19 protein-coding genes and 3 pseudogenes are annotated in these 16,975 nt (G+C 73.9%); 15 read left to right on the forward strand and 7 right to left on the reverse strand.

Translation table 11 applies throughout. The features are described from left to right. Positions 1–242 precede the first annotated feature (242 nt). Positions 243–1,121, forward strand: a complete 879-nt coding sequence (locus FRAQA3DRAFT_RS07830; RefSeq protein WP_009738532.1) for a TIGR03620 family F420-dependent LLM class oxidoreductase — start codon at positions 243–245, stop codon at positions 1,119–1,121. Between the two features lie 125 nt (positions 1,122–1,246). Here FRAQA3DRAFT_RS07830 and FRAQA3DRAFT_RS07835 read toward each other — a convergent pair whose 3' ends face one another. Continuing rightward, on the reverse strand, positions 1,247–1,528 hold the full coding sequence (locus FRAQA3DRAFT_RS07835) for a GlsB/YeaQ/YmgE family stress response membrane protein (RefSeq protein WP_009738533.1): 282 nt from the start codon (positions 1,526–1,528) through the stop codon (positions 1,247–1,249). Between the two features lie 276 nt (positions 1,529–1,804). Continuing rightward, positions 1,805–2,641: an SDR family oxidoreductase gene (locus FRAQA3DRAFT_RS07840; protein WP_009738534.1), complete on the reverse strand. Its 837-nt coding sequence runs from the start codon at positions 2,639–2,641 to the stop codon at positions 1,805–1,807. A 407-nt stretch (positions 2,642–3,048) separates the two neighbouring features. Between FRAQA3DRAFT_RS07840 and FRAQA3DRAFT_RS38530 the strand changes: the two genes are divergently transcribed. After that, complete coding sequence (locus tag FRAQA3DRAFT_RS38530; RefSeq protein WP_369809446.1) at positions 3,049–3,249, forward strand: transposase; 201 nt, start codon at positions 3,049–3,051, stop codon at positions 3,247–3,249. Here the strand turns inward: FRAQA3DRAFT_RS38530 and FRAQA3DRAFT_RS35845 are convergent. After that, a pseudogene (locus FRAQA3DRAFT_RS35845) lies at positions 3,213–3,433 on the reverse strand (DUF4158 domain-containing protein); the annotation flags it as partial. The gene FRAQA3DRAFT_RS38530 and the pseudogene FRAQA3DRAFT_RS35845 overlap by 37 nt on opposite strands. Before the next feature lie 171 nt (positions 3,434–3,604). On the opposite strand from FRAQA3DRAFT_RS35845, the gene tatA reads away from it, so the two are divergent. The 4 genes from tatA (at position 3,605) to FRAQA3DRAFT_RS07870 (ending at position 7,518) form a co-directional block, all read left to right on the forward strand. Beyond that, complete coding sequence (tatA, locus tag FRAQA3DRAFT_RS07855; RefSeq protein ID WP_369809403.1) at positions 3,605–3,901, forward strand: Sec-independent protein translocase subunit TatA; 297 nt, start codon at positions 3,605–3,607, stop codon at positions 3,899–3,901. 862 nt (positions 3,902–4,763) lie between these two features. Next, entirely contained in the window at positions 4,764–5,414 is a 651-nt protein-coding gene (locus tag FRAQA3DRAFT_RS07860) for a DsbA family oxidoreductase (RefSeq protein WP_009738537.1), read from the forward strand. A gap of 85 nt (positions 5,415–5,499) precedes the next feature. After that, positions 5,500–6,123 (forward strand): HD domain-containing protein, encoded by a 624-nt coding sequence (locus tag FRAQA3DRAFT_RS07865; protein ID WP_009738538.1) that lies wholly within the window; start codon positions 5,500–5,502, stop codon positions 6,121–6,123. A gap of 54 nt (positions 6,124–6,177) precedes the next feature. Continuing rightward, the gene (locus FRAQA3DRAFT_RS07870; RefSeq protein WP_009738539.1) at positions 6,178–7,518 is read left to right on the forward strand and encodes an APC family permease; all 1,341 of its coding nucleotides are present in this window, start codon (positions 6,178–6,180) and stop codon (positions 7,516–7,518) included. Between the two features lie 93 nt (positions 7,519–7,611). Here the strand turns inward: FRAQA3DRAFT_RS07870 and FRAQA3DRAFT_RS07875 are convergent, their stop codons facing one another. Beyond that, entirely contained in the window at positions 7,612–7,833 is a 222-nt protein-coding gene (locus tag FRAQA3DRAFT_RS07875; RefSeq protein ID WP_198287045.1) for a hypothetical protein, read from the reverse strand. A 20-nt stretch (positions 7,834–7,853) separates the two neighbouring features. Between FRAQA3DRAFT_RS07875 and FRAQA3DRAFT_RS38535 the strand changes: the two are divergent. Then, a pseudogene (locus FRAQA3DRAFT_RS38535) lies at positions 7,854–8,108 on the forward strand (Tn3 family transposase); the annotation flags it as partial. Positions 8,109–8,569: 461 nt separating this feature from the next. Here the strand turns inward: FRAQA3DRAFT_RS38535 and FRAQA3DRAFT_RS07880 are convergent. Further along, entirely contained in the window at positions 8,570–8,908 is a 339-nt protein-coding gene (locus tag FRAQA3DRAFT_RS07880; protein WP_009738541.1) for a helix-turn-helix transcriptional regulator, read from the reverse strand. Positions 8,909–9,061: 153 nt separating this feature from the next. Between FRAQA3DRAFT_RS07880 and FRAQA3DRAFT_RS07885 the strand changes: the two genes are divergently transcribed. From FRAQA3DRAFT_RS07885 to FRAQA3DRAFT_RS35850, 6 genes are all read left to right on the forward strand, one after another. Next, positions 9,062–9,493, forward strand: a complete 432-nt coding sequence (locus tag FRAQA3DRAFT_RS07885) for an Hsp20/alpha crystallin family protein (RefSeq protein WP_009738542.1) — start codon at positions 9,062–9,064, stop codon at positions 9,491–9,493. A gap of 457 nt (positions 9,494–9,950) precedes the next feature. Further along, positions 9,951–10,187, forward strand: a complete 237-nt coding sequence (locus FRAQA3DRAFT_RS07890; protein WP_083873525.1) for a J domain-containing protein — start codon at positions 9,951–9,953, stop codon at positions 10,185–10,187. Positions 10,188–10,487: 300 nt separating this feature from the next. After that, positions 10,488–11,063 (forward strand): hypothetical protein, encoded by a 576-nt coding sequence (locus FRAQA3DRAFT_RS07895; protein ID WP_009738543.1) that lies wholly within the window; start codon positions 10,488–10,490, stop codon positions 11,061–11,063. Then, positions 11,060–11,350 carry a transcriptional regulator gene (locus FRAQA3DRAFT_RS07900; RefSeq protein ID WP_009738544.1) on the forward strand — a complete coding sequence of 97 codons (291 nt, stop codon included), beginning with the start codon at positions 11,060–11,062 and terminating at the stop codon, positions 11,348–11,350. Before FRAQA3DRAFT_RS07895 ends, FRAQA3DRAFT_RS07900 begins: the two co-directional genes overlap by 4 nt. Before the next feature lie 185 nt (positions 11,351–11,535). Beyond that, positions 11,536–11,898, forward strand: a complete 363-nt coding sequence (locus tag FRAQA3DRAFT_RS07905) for a DUF4158 domain-containing protein (protein WP_051054208.1) — start codon at positions 11,536–11,538, stop codon at positions 11,896–11,898. Beyond that, entirely contained in the window at positions 11,895–12,512 is a 618-nt protein-coding gene (locus FRAQA3DRAFT_RS35850) for a hypothetical protein (protein ID WP_198287046.1), read from the forward strand. The genes FRAQA3DRAFT_RS07905 and FRAQA3DRAFT_RS35850 overlap by 4 nt, the downstream gene beginning before the upstream one ends. A 198-nt stretch (positions 12,513–12,710) precedes the next feature. On the opposite strand, the pseudogene FRAQA3DRAFT_RS07910 reads toward FRAQA3DRAFT_RS35850, so the two are convergent. Continuing rightward, positions 12,711–13,034: pseudogene (locus tag FRAQA3DRAFT_RS07910) on the reverse strand (LLM class flavin-dependent oxidoreductase); the annotation flags it as partial. Between the two features lie 133 nt (positions 13,035–13,167). Continuing rightward, positions 13,168–13,662, reverse strand: a complete 495-nt coding sequence (locus tag FRAQA3DRAFT_RS07915) for a hypothetical protein (RefSeq protein WP_009738547.1) — start codon at positions 13,660–13,662, stop codon at positions 13,168–13,170. 190 nt (positions 13,663–13,852) lie between these two features. Between FRAQA3DRAFT_RS07915 and FRAQA3DRAFT_RS07920 the strand changes: the two genes are divergently transcribed. Then, a complete protein-coding gene (locus tag FRAQA3DRAFT_RS07920) occupies positions 13,853–14,896 on the forward strand; it encodes a site-specific integrase (RefSeq protein ID WP_009738548.1) in 1,044 nt (347 codons plus the stop codon). A 219-nt stretch (positions 14,897–15,115) separates the two neighbouring features. Beyond that, complete coding sequence (locus FRAQA3DRAFT_RS07925; protein ID WP_035920672.1) at positions 15,116–16,780, forward strand: TIR domain-containing protein; 1,665 nt, start codon at positions 15,116–15,118, stop codon at positions 16,778–16,780. Positions 16,781–16,975 lie beyond the last annotated feature (195 nt).

Below are 16,975 nucleotides of genomic sequence, written 5' to 3' on the forward strand. Positions count from 1 at the left end.
CGGCGGCGCCCGCCACCTGTGCCCGGGCCGCCAGCCGCCAGCCGCCGGGCGGAAGGCGGAGGGCGTTCCGCGGTGCGGTGGGCGCCGGCGGGGACGGTGGGTGCTCCCCTTTCACGCCCTGTTCGATCGTCGTCGTACACTCGGGGTACATGTTTGATTGTCGTCGAACATGTCGTGAGGGGTGTCCGGGTACACGCCCGGGGCCCGGCGCCGGCAGCGGCGCGGACGTGAGGAGGACCGTCATGGCGGTGTCGTTGGGGCGGGTGGGCGTGTGGTCGCCGTCGTTCGCCTGGACCGGATCGGACGCCGCCGCCGCCGCGGCGGAACTGGACGCCCTCGGCTACGGCGCGCTGTGGATCGGCGCCGCCCCGGCGGACCTGGCCCTGCCCGAGCAGGTGCTGGCCGCCAGCGGCCGGCTGGCCGTGGCCACCGGGATCGTCAACGTGTGGACGACCGAACCGGGCCCCCTCGCCGCCGCCTACCACCGCCTCGACGCGGCCTACCCGGACCGTTTCCTGCTCGGACTCGGCATCAGCCATGCCCGGGTCGTCGAGGGGCTCGGCCGCGAGTACACCCGGCCGCTGGCCCACCTGGGGCAGTTCCTCGACGGGCTGGACGGCGCCGACGACCCGGTGCCGGCCCAGGCGCGGGTCCTCGCCGCGCTGCGACCCCGGGCGCTCGAGCTGGCCGCGCGCCGCGCCCGCGGCGCGCATCCCTACCTCGTCACCCCCGAGTACACCGTCGCCGCCCGCGCGGCGCTCGGCGACGGCCCGCTGCTCGCCCCCGACCAGAAGGTCGTCCTGGCCACCGATCCCACCGAAGCCCGCGAGCTGGCCCGGTCGAACCTGCGCTACTACCTCACGCTGCCCAACTACGTCGCCAACCTGGCGGCGTTGGGATTCGACGCCGACGACGTCGCCGGGTCGGGCAGCGACCGGCTCGTCGACGCCCTCTACGCCTGGGGCACCCCCGCGCAGGCCGCGCAGCGCGTGCGCGACCATCTCGACGCCGGCGCCGACCACGTCGCCGTGCAGGTCATCTCCGCCGACGTCGATCTGGCGAACCGGTCGGGGCGTCCCACCGTCGCCGAATGGCGCGCCCTGGCCGCCGAACTGCTCTGACCCGCGCAGCGCAGCGCTGACCCGCGCAGCTGGTCCGAGAACAACGAGCTGGTCTGAGAAGGACGAGGCCCGGCGCCCCGGGGCGGGGCGCCGGGCCTGAGGCCGCGGGGCGGGGTGCGGCGGGCTCAGCGGTGCAGCGCGTGGCGGCGCCCGCCCACGGCCCGCCAGACCAGCAGCACGACGATGGCGCCGAGGATGGACCCGACGACGCCCGAGGGCTGCAACGCCCCTTCCCCGAAGTCCTTGTCGAACAGGACGTAGCCGAGGAAACCGCCGACGAACGAGCCGACGACGCCCAGCAGGATCGTCGCGGGGATGCTCATCGGATCGGGTCCGGGCACCAGCAGGCGGGCCACGGCCCCCGCGATGAGACCGAGTACCACCCAGGTGATGAGGGTCCAGAGCACAGCGGGCCTCCGACAGGTGAGGATCAGCGGCGGGACGGCCGGTGATCGGCGGCGAGATCGACCGCGATGTACCCGTCCGCGGCGCTTCGTCAAACACCGCATCGCCCGTCACGCGGGCGACAGGGCACCAGCGGCGGGCCACCCCGTGGCGGCAGCGGCGGGCGCGACCCCACTCGGACGACAGCCGGGGCATTCCCCCGGCCGGGCAGCGCTCCGCCGCGGCGGAGCGCTGCCCGGCCGGTCTCGGAATCCCCTTCGGTCGAGGTCGTGCAGTTGTCAGTCCGAGCGGCGGAAGCCGCCCTCGGTGTTGATGTTTTGCCCGGTGATCCAGCTGGCGTCGTCGGTCGCGAGCCAGGCGATGAGGCGAGCAGGGTCGTCGGGAGTGCCCCAGCGTTGCTGGGGGAAACGGAGGCGGACGGCTTCGTGGACCTCGGGTGGGGCGTAGCCGGTGTCGACGGGACCCGGGTTGACGGTGTTGACGGTGATGGCCTGGTCGGCGAGATGGTCCGCGAGGGTGCGCGTGATGGAAGCGAGGGCGCCTTTACTGGCTGCGTAGGCGACCGCGTCGCGCATCGGGCCGAGGTCCTGCCCGGAGGTCATGAAGATGACCCGTCCGCCCCGGCGGCCGTCGTGCTGAGCGGCGAAGGCTTGAGCCAGCAGGATTGTCGAGCGGGTGTTGACGGCCCAGTGGGCGTCGAGCATGGCCGCGTCCAGGGTGCCCAACGGACCGTCGCCGCCGCTGCGGGCGTGGTTGCAGACGAGGATGTCGAGGTGCCCGACGGCGGCGCCGGCACTGTGGACCAACTGTTCGGGTGCTTCGGGAGCGGTGAGGTCGAGCTCCACGTGGTGGATGGCCGCCTGGTCGTCGGCGCGGGCGTCGGCCACGCCGTCGATGACCGCCTGCGGTCCGCCGGGATCGGCTCCCCAGGGCTGGTCTTGGTCGTGCGGCGTGTAGTGGTGCAGGAACAGCGTTGCGCCCAGGGCGGCGAGGCGTCGGGCGGTGGCGTATCCGATGCCCGCGCGTCGGCTGACGCCGGTGACCAGCGCCACCTTGCCGTGCAACGGCAGCACCTCGTACCGGAGCTGGACAGGGTCGAGTTCGACGAAAGGCATGATCGTCAGTTTCGGTGTCGTCGTCGTCCGGTGCCACGGATTTAGCGCGGGTGTTGGATGGCGCGGTGTCGTCGGCTGATGTCGGCGGCGTAGCTGGTCCAGTCGCCGCTGCTGGCGCGTTGCCAGGCGGTGGCGACGCTGATGTGGATGCCAAGCAGGCGGGCGAGTACGGCGGCGGGCAGGTCGGCGCAGAGTTGGAACAGGGCGGTGGAGCGTGCTCGGCTGGAGTAGGCGTTGCGCTCACGGGGCCGGCGTCGCGCTGCCGCCTGGACGCCGAGCAGCTACTCGCTCCGGAGGCCGAGTTGGACCACGGGCCGCAGGCACACGGAGGGGTTGACCAGCCGTGGACGCTGGCCCGGGTCCGCGATCTGATCCTGGACGCGCACCACCGGCTTGACCGGCCAATCGTGCCTGTCTGGGACAACCTTAACCGGCACACATGCGCCGAGATGACCGCGTTCGTCGCCGAGAACGACCGCTGGCTCACCATGATCTGCCTGCCGTCCTACGCCCCTGAGCTCAATCCCAGCGCCCCGCGCGGACGTCTCGGCCTTGGCCTCCTCTCGTGCGGGCGCCAGCCCAGGAACGCGGCGACTTCACGCAGATGATCGGTACGGGTCTGCTCCCGCGCGCCGTAGGAGCGCAGCTCCCCGACCGGAATCACCAGCTGCACCGCCACACCCAGCCGGTTCGCCGGGCCCCGGTGGCCGTTGACGAACGCGACCTCCCCGGCATCAGGGTGAAGCAACGGACCAGCTCCTCCGGCGCGATCGACTCCGGGAACCCGCGCAGCTACCCCGGCTCCGCGTCCGAGAACACCCTCATCGCCACGAACCACCCCGCCGCACGCAGCCGATCACACGACGCCTGACGCTAACGTTGACGACTCGGCGACTACTACCGGTACTACCGGGACCCCTAGCATGCCCTCGAGGCCGGCGGTGGGTCCGACCCGTCCGAAGGATGGTTTTCGTGGGTGACATCGGCACGCCTGAACTGCTCATCATCATCGTCGTCGTCGTGGTGCTGTTCGGGGCGAAGAAGCTCCCCGACGCCGCCCGCTCCCTGGGTCGCTCGCTGCGCATCTTCAAGTCCGAGATCAAGAGCCTGCACGACGACGACCACTCGGCCCCGGCTGCCACCACGACCCCCGCCACCACGACCCCCGCCGCGCCCGACGCCGCCGCTGCCGTCGAGGCCCCCGGACCGGCGCCGTCCGCGGACGCGGCGGTGGACGGCCCGGCCGCCGGGGCGCGCTGAACGGCGCCGCGGAAGGCCGTCGCGCTCACGGCTCCAGCGGGGTGCGTGGCGCATCCCGGCTTGCTGGTAGGCCAGCAGGCCGTGGACGAGCTCGTGACGCTCGCCCAGCACCGCCCGCGCCGCCGGGGGGTGACCCGGACGTGGCTCCCGGTCGGGTGTGTCGAGAGCGAAGGCGCCTTTCGTGCCGCACGCCGGACGCCGACGATCGGCGCGCCCAGGTCCCGGCCGGGCGGCCGGATTCGACGAGGGCCCGCGCACCGGCATATATCCGGGCAAATGCACCCGTCATGGGGCGTGGGAATCGGCTGTCGTCGCCGACGGCAGCCGCCTTCCCGCGGCGGACGGCGGCACCTGCGGCACGGTCGGCGGCCGGGGCGAGGCCCGGCGAGGGGATCGTCGCGGCATGGCGCCCGCGGCTGACCGCGACCAGGTTGACCTGCGCCGTGGCGCCGGCCTGAACGCCGCCGCCCGCCCGGGTGCGAGGCGTGCCGGGCGTCGGCGGCGCGCCCGGGCGGGCGTGAGCGTCGCCGGCGCGTGCCGACCCGCACGCCTCACGCACACAGCACGGAGCATGCCGAGGCCCGTTGTTCACCGGCGATTCAGGTGAACGCGGTCACGCCATCGCCCGGCCTGGAGTAGGCCTGGGCTGCGACCGCCGGGGCGGCCCGACCCGGCGAGATCAGGGTCGGGCCGCCCCGGCGCGGTGTGCCCGGTTCGTCAGCAGCGGGCGGGCCGCGACGCAACGCCGGTGGTGTTCACTCGACACGGTGGCGACGCCGAGGGTCCGCCTGCTGCGGTACGCCGACCGTCGGAGCCGGGGAGCCGCGGACGAGAAGCGGTGAGAAGAGGATGGTGGTCCGCCGTGCGCGTGGACATCTGGAGTGACGTCGTCTGCCCGTGGTGCTACGTCGGCAAGGCTCGGTTCGACCGGGCGCTCGCCGCATTCGCCCACCGCGACGAGGTGCAGGTGCGCTTCCACTCCTACGAGCTGAACCCGACCCTGCCCCGGGGCCGGTCCGAGTCGCTGCTCGCCGCGTTGGCGCGCAAGTTCAGCGACGTGCCGGCAGCCGAGATCGAGGGCATGGAGCACCGCGTCGCCGACGCCGCCCGCGACGAGGGGCTGGCCTACCGTTCCGACCGGCGCAACGGCAACACCTTCGACCTGCACCGGCTGCTGCACCTGGCCGGCGAGGCGGGCCGGCAGGCCGAGGCGGTCCGCGCGCTCAACCAGGCGCATTTCGGTGCCGGCCGCGACGTGTTCGATCACGACATCGCCGTCGAGGTGTTCACCGCCGCCGGGCTGGAGCCCGCCGAGGTGCGCCGGGTCCTGGCCGGCGACGACTACACCGAGCGGGTGTTCGCCGACGAACGTGCCGCCCACGACATGCGCGTCACCGGGGTGCCGTTCTTCGTCGTCGACCGCACCCTGGCGGTGTCCGGGGCGCGCCCGACGGACCTGTTCGCCCGCACCCTCGACCAGGCATGGGCGCGCCGCTCCCAGCGGGTGGCCTGACCGGTCCCGCATCGGACACATTCCCGGCGCCGGTCCCGCGCCGTTCCCGCGCCGGTCCGCATGGCGCTTCCGGTACGGTCCTGGCATGGTCATCGCGCCAGAGCCGTCGTGGGACGTCGCCGTGGACGCACCCGAGCTGCACCGCCGGCATGCCCCGTCGCAGGCGGCGTTCACGCTCGTGCACACCCACTGCCAGATCGTGTGGGACATCGCCGCCGGGCTGCTGGCCGCGGGCGCCGCGCCGCAGGCGGACGCGGGGCTGGTGCGCACCGGGGCGCTGCTGCACGACATCGGCGTCTACCGGCTCTACGACGACGCCGGGCAGCTCGATCATGCCCACTACCTGCGCCACGGGGTACTCGGCCATGAGCTGCTCGCCGCCGGCGGGCTGCCCGAGACCGTCTGCCGCTTCGCCTCCTGCCACACCGGCGTCGGGTTGACCCGCGCCGACATCGCCCGCGGTGATCTGCCGCTGCCGCCGGGGGACTACGTCGCGCAGACCGTCGAGGAACGGCTCGTCATGTACGCCGACAAGTTCCACTCGAAGAGCCATCCGTCGAGTTTCCTGACCGTGGACGCCTACCGCGGCCACGTCCGCCGCTTCGGCGCGGACAAGGTGGCCCTGTTCGACGAGCTGGCCGCCGAGTTCGGCGTGCCGGACCTGGCCGGCCTCGCCGCCCGCCACGGCATGACCGTCCGCGGCGGCTGACCGGCCCCTGCATCTACGCGATCCGCCCTACGCGCCGGGTCCGCCAGCGCCACGATGGCCGGTGTGAATGCGGCCGGTGCGGCGAGGGATCCCGGGCGGCTCGTACGCCGCCTCGGGCTGGGCGACGCGGTGATGATCGGACTCGGGGCGATGATCGGCGCCGGGGTGTTCACCGCGTTCGCCCCCGCGGCGCGGGCGGCCGGGGCGGGGCTGCTGCCGGCGCTGGGGCTGGCCGCGCTCGTCGCCTACTGCAACGCCACGTCGTCGGCGCGGCTGGCCGCGCGCTATCCGACGTCGGGAGGCAGCTACGTCTACGGCCGCGAACGGCTCGGACCTCTGTGGGGGTACCTGGCCGGCTGGGCGTTCGTCGTCGGGAAGACGGCGTCGTGCGCGGCGATGGCGCTCACCGTCGGCGAGTACGCCTGGCCGGCGCACGCCCACATGGTGGCCGTCGCCGCGGTCGTCGCCCTGACCGCGGCCAACCTCGCCGGGGTGCATCGCAGCGCGGCGCTGACCCGGCTGATCGTCGCGGTGGTGCTCGCGGTGCTCGCCGCGGTCGTCGTGGCCTGCCTGGCCTCGGGGGCGGCGGACCCGGCCCGGCTGGGTCCGGGCGGTGGGGGTCCGGGCGATGGGGGTACGGAGGTGACGGCCGGCGGGGTGCTGCGCGCCGGCGGGCTGCTGTTCTTCGCCTTCGCCGGCTACGCGCGCATCGCCACCCTCGGCGAGGAGGTCCGCGACCCGGCGCGCACGATCCCCCGCGCCATCCCGACCGCGCTGGCGATCACCCTCGTCGTCTACCTGCTGGTCGCCGTCGCGGTGCTGGCCGTCCTCGGTCCGGGGCGGCTGGCCTCGGCGAGCGCCCCGCTGGCCGACGCCGTGCACGCCGCCGGCGCCGGGGGGCTCGCCGGGATCGTGCGGGTCGGGGCGGTGCTCGCCGCCGCCGGGTCGCTGCTCGCGCTCATCCTCGGGGTGTCGCGCACGACGCTGGCGATGGCCCGCGACGGGCACCTGCCCGCCACGCTGGCCGCGGTGGCGCCCCGCGTCGGGGTGCCCCATCACGCGGAGCTGGCCGTCGGTGCGGTCGTCGCCGTGCTGGCGGGGTTCGCCGATCTGCGGGCGGCGATCGGGCTGTCCTCCTTCGGGGTGCTGGTCTACTACGCGGTGGCCAACGCCAGCGCCTGGACGCTGCGCGCCGACGAGGGCCGCCCGCCGCGGGCCGTGCCCGCCGCCGGGCTGGTCGGCTGCGGGCTGCTGGCGTTCGCCCTGCCCGCCACGGCGGTGCTCGGCGGGCTCGGGCTGCTCGCCGCCGGGCTGGCCGCCCACGGCCTGCGTCGCCTGGCCCGCCGCCGCCGCGTGCGGGCACGCCGGGGTTCGCAGCCTCCGCCGGGCCGGTGAGCGGCCCGGCCCGGCGTCGCCGCGGCGACGCCCCGGCGGCAGGCGGCAGGCGGCAGGCGGCAGGCGGCAGGCGGCAGGCGGCAGGCGGCAGGCTCAGCGTAGAAGCGCCGCGAGCGTGTCGACCTGCGCGGGATCGTCGGCGTAGCAGTACAGCACCAGCTCGTCGGCGCCGAAGTCCGCGTAGGCGGCGACGGTGTCGACGAGCTCGGCGGGGTCGTGCAGCGGCTCGCCCCACCCGGGCCGACCGGCGAAGGCGTAGTAGTCGGCGATGGCCCGGCGGGCACGCGCGAGCGTGTCCGGCCCACCGACGGCCACGTTGACCTGGCAGACCAGCCGCGGCCGCCCGGCAGAACGCCCTCGCGGCGGCGCTCAAGGAGTACGGGGCGCTGCGACGCACGATCTACGCTGCCCGCTACCTGTCCGCCCCCGCATACCGGCGCAAGATCTCCCGCCAGCTCAACAAGGGCGAGTCGCTGCACGCTCTCAAGCGGGACCTGCTCTACGCCCACGAGGGCACCATCCGTGCCCGTCACCTCGAGCAGCAGACAGAACAAGCCGGGTGTCTCACGCTGGTCACCAACGCCGTGGTGACGCCGCTGACGGGCTAGCCGCACTAACGACGCCCCCGACCGGCGCGGCTACGTCCCCACTCGGACGGATGTCACGGACCGGTGGCTGGGCCGAGAGGACGGCAAGCACCTCGTCGTGCCGGCAGGGCTGGGCGCGCCGGCGATGTCGTATCTGGTCCACCAGTCACGCACGACGAGCCAGCCGGGCCGGGCCTGAGCGCGGCGGACCCTGCCAGGAAGATCACCCGCGTTTGCACCTGGTGACACGTTTCTTACCGGCACCCCGTAGAGGGCCACTCACGGTCGCGACTGGCCGGTAGATGGCCGCGGTCGTTGGTCATTCGGTACGTCACCGTGCTGGTTCAGGCGCGCGAGACGAGAACGCCGACCGGAGTGAATGCGATCTTCCTGGGGTTCGTCGCCGGCTTCGTGCTCGCGGCGCTCACCGCGCCGGTCGGCGTCGTGGGCGCGGCCTTCCTGCCTCAGTCCGTGGTTCGAGGGCGGGTCGACCGAGGTGGGGGCTCCATGTCCGTGGCCTGAGTCAGGTTGAGTGCGGCTCGCAGCCGTGCGTTCTCGGTCTCCAGCTCGAGCACCTTGGCGATCCCGGCGAGGTTCAGCCCGGCTGCGAGTAGATGCCCGATGCGTTGAAGCCGGGCCAGGTCGTCGCTGCTGTAGCGGCGGGTCCCGCCGTCGGTGCGGGCCGGCTCCAGCAGTCCGCGCCGCTCATACAGGCGCAGGCTCTGCGGGTCCATCCCGACCAGGTCGGCGGCCACCGAGATCCCGTACACCCCCTGGGCCGGGTTGACATCGGACGGGCTCACGGGGCGCCTCCAGGGACTCTCCCCGGACGGCCGACCGGGGTCTTGCCTCAATCTGCCACTGGTGCTATACAAAAATCTAGGTCAGCCACCATAGATAAGTGGATGATCGAAAGCTCTGATCAGCACGATCGTGATCGTGGAGGTGGAGTTCCGATGTTGGTGCGCACCGACCCGTTCCGGGAGCTGGATCGGCTGAGCCAGCAGGTGCTCGGCACCCTGGGCACGGTGGCCCGGCCGACGGGGATGCCAATCGACGCCTGGCGCGAGGGCGAGGAGTTCGTGGCGGAGTTCGATCTGCCCGGGGTGGACCCCGCAACCGTGGACCTGGACGTCGAACGCAATGTGCTGACCGTGCGGGCGGAACGCCCGGCACTGCAAGAAGACCGAGAGGTCCTGGTCGCCGAGCGGCCCCGCGGAGTGTTCAGCCGCCAGTTGATCCTGGGCGACAACCTGGACACGGAGAAGATCACCGCCAGTTACCACGTCGGCGTGCTGACCCTGCGGATCCCGGTCGCCGAGAAGGCCAAGCCCCGGAAGATCGCGATTGATACGTCCAGCGACGACCGCCGGGCCATCCACGCCTGACCCGGGGCGGGACCGATGACGACCTCGCAGGCACCGGCGCCGGTCCGGCCGGTCGAGGCGCAGCTGGCCGATCTGATCTGCTCCGACCCCGACCTGCTGCACGCCGAGTTCGACGCGATCATCTCGGCCGAGTGGGGCAGCGACGTTCCGACGGGCGGGTCGAGGCAACCACCCGTGCCGGGACCAGCGTCGCCGGGACCACCGCCGACGGCGGGCTGTCCCCAGCCTCACCCGTCCGGACCGTCGGCAGCCCGACGGCTTCGACGGTGGGCCGGGCAGCGGGCGCCGCCCAGCAGCCCGGCCCCCCGACACCGATCCAGCGGCACGGCGAAGGGAGGCACAGCCACCACTCACGATTCCCAGGCAATGTCCATCCGCACGTCGTTTCACGCGCAGGTCTGGCCCCCGCCGGGGGCCAGACCGACCTCCCGACCGGGTCAGCTGGAGGACGCCGCGCATGACCACCGACCACAACCTCTACCCGGTGCTCGGGGTCGACCCCTCGGCCTCGGGCAGGCAGATCACACGCGCCCACCGCACGCTGATGCGCCGCCATCACCCGGACACCCGCATGCCCGCGCGACAGGCCGCGCAATCCAACCACGACCACGACGCGGCCCTACGGCAGGTCGTCGCCGCCTACGCCGTGCTGCGCGACCCCAGGCGGCGAGCCGACTACGAGGGGTTCCGGTAAGGAACGTGTCACCAGCCGCAAACGGCGATGATCTACTGGCCTGCGGCTCGGCCGCGGTGAGCTGGCGGCGCGCAGCTCGCGCAGGTCGGGAATGTGGGTGTAGAGGGTGCCGGGGCTGACGCCGAGCAGCTTCGCGATCGAGGTGACGCTGGCCTCGGGGGTCGGGAGCATGTCCCGGGCGGCACGGATGATCTCGCCGGCAGCCTGACCCGGATGGGCGCAGCGGTGTCCGCGGGCCAGGCGGGTGCTACCCGCGGGTCGGGGTCGAAGTGCTACTTGCCAGGTTGGAAAGTATGGCGCATGCTTTCCGCTATGGAAAGTACAGAGCAGCCTTTCGGGCCGTCCGAGGCTCGGGCCGCGATCGCGGATGCCGAGTCCGCTCGCACCAGGTTGGCCAGCGGCCTGCGCCTGCCGTCGTTCTTCCACGGCTCGGTCGGTGTGGCCATCGCGGTCCACATCGTCACCGGCGCAACAGGTATCGCCCGCCAGGACAGCTGGGGGACGGTGCTGCTGGCCAGCGGCCTCGTGGTCTTCGCCCTGGTGGCGGCCGTGCGACTGTGGCAGTTCCGGCGGCTGAACGGCGCATGGGTCGGGGGCCTGGCTGGCCAGGTGCTGCTGGGCACGGCCGGCGTGGCGTCGGTGTCCTACACGGCGGCCTTCGGGCTGGCGACCTGGGCGGCCTTCACACCCGCCTGGTGGCTGGTGCCCGTCGCCGCCGTGGCCGGCGGTGCCGTCTACGCCTGGTCCGGGCAGCGGTGGTGGCACCGCTACCAGGGGGCGCCGGCCGAGCACAGCCGTGGTGAGAACGGCGTCGTGCTGGCCGTCGCCGGGGCTCTGGCGCTGATGTTCCTGATCGTGCTCGTGGCGCTGCGGTGACCCCGGATCTCGACCCGATCCTGCAGGCCCCGGCCCGGCTGAAGCTGATGACGATGCTCACGGCCGTGTCTGAGGCCGAGTTCGTCACCCTGCGCGAGCACCTCGCGGTGAGTGACTCGGTGCTGTCCAAGCACGTCAGCGCCCTGGCGGCCGAGGGCTACGTGCGCAGCCGGAAAGGCGTGCATGCCGGGCGCCGGACCACCTGGATCTCGCTGACCCCTTCCGGTCGCGACGCGCTCAAGGCGCATGTCACCGCCCTGCGTGAACTGATCGCCGACGTGGAATGAGGACGACCTCGTGGGGGTGCCGCCGGAATACGCCAGAAACCTGCCGTCGCCGGTAGCTGCTGGTCAGAGGCCGGGCGCCGGGTGGTCGTTTCCGGTGGCTATGGTGCCGACGTCTCGGTCCTGATCGTTGCTGGGATGTCGGGTTGGCGTCGATTGATCGGACCGCGTAGCCGCGGTTCAAGCCGGTGGTGTCGGCGCGGGAGCTGGCAGAGGCGTTCACGCCCGCCGCGGACGAGGTCGGGTGGGCTCGGTCGAAGACCGCCACCGAGCAGCACTTCTTGGCGCTGGTGGTGCTACTGAAGTGCTACCAGCGGCTGGGGTACTTCCCGAAGCTGGCAGACGTGCCGGCGGCGGTGGTCGATTACGTGCGCGGCAAGCTGGAGCTGGCCGAGGCCGTGGAGGCTGTGCACGAGTCGGACCGGACGCTGTGGCGGCACCGGGACTTCGTGCGCACGCGGATGGGCGTGAAGTACACGCCGGCCAAGGTGCGGGTGGTGGCCGAGGCGGCGATCCGCAAGGCGGTGCAGTCCAAGGACAACCCGGTTTGATCCGCACCGAAGTCAACGGCGGCATGTTCACCGCGGTGGCGGCCCGGCCGGACCGGATGCAGCGGGCACGGTTGGAGCGGCTGCTGTGGGTCGACCCGGCGACCCGGCGCAGCGAGTTGGACCGGTTGAAGGACTCGGCGCAGGCGGCAACGCTGGGCAAGTTCAAGGACCGCCTGGCGTATCTGGCCCGGTTGGATGCGCTGGGGCCGACTGGGGAGTGGCTGGAGGGCATCCCGCCAGGCAAGATCGCGCACTTCGCCGGCGAGGCGCGGGTGACCGACGCCGCGGACAGAGGACGCCGGCGGGATCGACGAGCTGGCCACCGCGGCCGAGGCGGTGTCGGCGTATCACGGCGACAACTACCTGCCGTTGTTGGAGCGGTTCTACCGTTCGCACCGGCCAGTTCTGTTCACCCTGGTCGACGCGATCGGCTGTCCGGCGACCAGGCGGCCTTGCTTACCGACTTGAGTATCTCGGTGAGGGTCGCCCGCAATGTCGGCGCCGCGGGCTCCGTCACATCCCACAGCTTCCAGGATTTTTCCACGCTACAACCGGTGATCAGCCGATTGCCGGCGCGCGCCCAGTCGACCCTCGGCCCCGGCCGGGATCGATGAACGCCAGGTCCGCCGGGGTCAACGTGAAGAACCGGAACAGCTCCTCCCGGCCGATCTCCGGGAACCCCCGCAGCCCCTCCAGCTCCTCGCCCGTGACCACCTCGACGGACACCAACACCTCCCGCCAGAGCTTGAAGATCCCCAGGCCAGGAGCCTACTGAGCCATATCCGCCCGATTTTTCTCCGGTACTACGGCGACCCCGACATGCGGTCGAGGGTGGCGGCCTGCTTGGCCAGCAGCGCGGTGGCCCGCAACGGGCCGAGCAGGACCTCGGTCTGCAGCCGCAGGCCCGTCGTGGCACCAGCGAGGACGGCCAGCGCGACGAGTGGTTCGGGATTGTCGAAGGTGAGCCGGTCGAGCAGCGCCAGCGAGAGGACGGCCAGCGCGACGAGTGGTTCGGGATTGTCGAAGGTGAGCCGGTCGAGCAGCGCCAGCGAGTCGAAGCGGGCCGCCTGCGCACGAGCGGCCCAGTCGAGCAGGCGGGCGGGATCGCTGATGGGCAGACCGAGACCGAGGTCCACGATGATCTCCGTAGTTCGGGCAGCGGACAATGAGGCCGCCACCTCCTCCTCGCGGGAGGGCGAGGAGCCGTGTCCATCTGCGACGCGTTTCTCGGAGCACGGCCTGCGGAGTTCCCGGGGTAATCCTACGGCGTCACCGGGCCCAGGGGTCCTGCACGGGCAGGGGGACACCGAGGCGGCCGGCGAGACGCGAGGAGGCGAACGCGGCCATCTCCCGCAGCCCGACCTCGCCGAGGCGGTGCATCCCGGCGAGCCCAGACCCGGAGCGCGCCTCGCACTCCCGGGCCCGTTCGTCGTCGCCGAGCACATGGTAGGCGTCGGCGAGATCGTGCAGCACCATCGGGTAGAACGCGCACAGCGGCAGCGGCACCCCGCAACGCCCGATGTAGGACTGCCGTACCTGCTCGGCCGCGGTCAGCGCCCGCAGGCACCAGGCGAGCCGGTCGCGCGGGTCGTCCTGCAGGCCGGCCATCGTCATGGCGCAGTCGGCGCGCAGCGGGGCGTCGTCGACGGGGCTCAGCTGCCGCCACACCGCGGCGAGCAGGCGGCGGGCGGCCTCAGGGCGGCCGCGGCGGGTCAGAGCGAGGCCGCGGTCGATCCGTTGCGCCCGGGGGTCCGCTGCGTGCATGGGCCGTCCTCCTCCAGCTGTGGCCGCCGCGGTGCAGGGCGGCAGGTGTACACGACGATCACGATAGGACCCGGCTCCGACAGTTTTCCGCCGCCGAGCCGACCCCTGGCAACGCCCCCGTGTCCCTCACCGCCGTCGGCGCACAGGCAGGGCAGACCGCGAGGGGAAGGCAGACCGCGCGGGGAATATCGTGGGCCGCGATGACCCTTCAGGCCCGGCCCGCTGCCCGGTGAACGGCGAGATCGTGGCCCACGGCGACATCGTGCGGTCCGCCGGCGCCGTGCCGCCGCTGGAGCTGCCCGCCGACCTGGCCGAACGGGTCGGCGACTACGCCCGCGCGGCGCGGTCGGCCGCCACGTGGCGCGCCTACGACAGCGACCTGCGCCAGTTCCGCGCCTGGTGCGCCCGTCAGCCGGTGCCGCCCAGCGCGCTGCCGGCGACCCCGGCCACCGTCGCCGGCTACCTGGCGACCCTCGCCGACGCCGGCTACAAGCCCTCGACGATCCGCCGCCGCCTCGCTGCGATCTCCGTGGCCCATCAGCTCGCCCACCATCCCAACCCGGCCGCCGCCCCCGAGGTCGGCGCCGTCTGGGACGGCATCCGGCGCACCCGCGGCGTGCGTCCCACCCGCAAGACGGCCCTGGACACCGACCTGCTCAGCCGCGTCGTGGCGGGCCTCGGCGACGACGACGTCGCCGACCTGCGCGACCGGGCGCTGCTGCTCATCGGCTTCGCCGGCTGCCTGCGCCGCTCCGAACTGGTCGGCCTCGACGTCGCCGACCTGGTGGAGACCCCCGACGGTCTCATCCTCACCATCCGGATGTCCAAGACCGACCAGGAGGGCGCCGGGGCGCTGATCGGCATCGCCTACGGCTCCTACCGGCCGACCTGCCCGGTGCGGGCGTGGCGGGCCTGGGCGGACGGCGCCGGGTTGCGCGAGGGCCCGGCGTTTCGCGCGGTCAGCCGGCACGGCCACGTCGGCGCCACCCGGCTCTACCCCGGGTCGGTGGCCCGCATCGTGCAGCGCCGCGTCGCCGCCGCGGGGCTCGACCCGGCCGACTTCGCCGGGCATTCGCTGCGCTCGGGGTTCGCCACGGCCGCCGCCCGCGCCGGCGTCACCGACCGGTCCATCATGCGCCAGGGCCGCTGGCGCTCCTCGGCGTCCCTGGACGGCTACATCCGCGCCGGGCGCCTGTTCGACCGCGACAACCCCTCCGGCCGCGTCGGGCTGTAGGCCCGCCGGGCCCGGTCGCGCCCAGGGATCCGGGCCGTGGGGGAGGCGGACCCGGCCCGGTCGGCGCTGGCGAGGACGGCCGGACAGGTGGTCGCCGAGCTCCGAGGGGCCTGGCGGGAACGCAGATCGGCGCGCGAAGCGGCCACACCGCGCGCAGGCGGGGCCACCATGGTCGTGTTCTCGTCAGCGGAGGGGCGTGGCAGGCTACCAGGTGTGAGCATGGGTGGCGCCGCGGCGGAGCCGGGCCCCGGCGCGGGCGACGCCGAGCCGGGCGGTCCGGGCGGCGAGGTCCGGGCGCTGCCGGCGGGCCCGTCGTGGGACATCATCGTCTCCCACGCCGTCGCCGAGCCGGACGCCGCCTGGGCGCGCTGGCTGTGCTGGCAGCTCGCCCAGGCCGGCTACCGGGTGCTCAGCCACCCGCTGGTCGCCGCCGGCCCGTCCGCGGCGCCGGCGGCGGGACCCGCGCCGGTCGATCTCGACCGCCATCTCGCGCTCGGCGGGGAGATCCTGGTCATCTGGTCGGCGGCGTACCGGGCGCAGACGACCCGGTCGGCCGCCGGGGGTGCCGCGGCGGGCGGCGGGCGGATCATCCTGGTGCGCATCGAGGACTGCTCGCGGCCCGCGCCGTTCGCCGGCCTGCTCGCCTTCGACCTGTTCGGCCTGGAGGCGACCCTGGCCCGGGACTGGCTGCTGCGCCAGGTCGCCGTGGTCGCCCCCCGGCCCGCGACCAGCCTCGCCCCGCCGCCGTTTCCCACCACCGCGTTCGCCGGCTCCGACGAGCAGCCCACCCCCGGGCGCGCCCGGGACGGCGCCGCCCCGCCCGCCGCGGCGGCGCGCGGCGGCGCAGGCCCCGCGACGTTCACCGGCGCGGCCGCCCGGCGCGACCGCGGCGCCGGGCGCGACCTGGCCTCCGCCCGCCGCCTGGCCGTGCTGCCCGAGGAGCGCGGCCATCCGATGAGCGTCAGCTTCAGCCCGACCGCGGCGCTTCTCGCCACCGGCGGCACCGACACCACCGTGCGGCTGTGGCAGGCGGCGTTCCCCGACGCCCCGCGGCTGGTCGCCGCCGTCGGCTACGGCCGGCGGATCAACCAGGAGTGGGCGCGGGCGGTGACGTTCAGCCCGGACGGGCGCATCCTCGCCGCGGCCGGTGACGCGGGCACGACCGTGCTGTGGCAGGTGGCCGATCCGGCCCGCCCGGTGCCGCTGATGACGCTGACCGGCCACCGCGGCTACCTGCACGACCTCGGCTTCAGCCCCGGCGGCACCCTGCTGGCCACCGCCGGCGACGACCGGGCGGTGCTGCTGTGGGACCTCGCCGAGCCGGGGGTGCCGCGGCGCGCCGCGATCCTCGCCGGGCATCGCAGCGCCGTGCGGGCGGTGGCGTTCAGCCCCGACGGCACCCTGCTGGCCACCGGCGCCGAGGACCGCACGGTCACCCTGTGGGATCTGGCCGACCCGACCCACCCGAGCGCCACGGTGACGCTGACCGGCGCCCGCGGGGCGGTGTTCACGGTGGCGTTCAGCCCCGACGGCGACCTGCTCGCCGTGGCCGGCAAGGACCGCACGGTGCGGGTCTACTCGCTGGCCGACCCCACCACCGAAACCCTCCTCGCCGAGATGGCCGACCATCGCCGCGCCGTGCACGCCGTCGCCTTCAGCCCCGACGGCACCCTGCTGGCCACCGGCAGCGGCGACCGCACCGCGACGGTGCGCGACATCAGCGACCCCGAACGCCCCGGCCCCGCGCACCGCCTGCCGGCACACGCCGGCCCCATCCAGGACGTCGCCTTCGCCCCCGACAGCCGGCTGCTGGCCACCGCCGGCGCCGACCGCGTCACCGTCATCTGGGACCTGTTCCCGCCCCCACCCGCCGCCGCCCGCTGACCGCCCGCCCCCGGCGCCCGCGCGGCCGTGACCCCCGCCTGGGCGTACACGCCAGCCGATATGATCATCGGATGCGGCGTCGACGGCGACCGGCGGTCATCGTGTTGCTCGGCATCGACGGTGCGGGCAAGAGCACCCAGGCGCGGCGGCTCGCCCGCACCCTGAGCGCCGCCGGGCAGCCGGCCAGCTATTTCG

Source organism: Frankia sp. QA3, assembly GCF_000262465.1.
GTDB lineage: Bacteria > Actinomycetota > Actinomycetes > Frankiales > Frankiaceae > Frankia.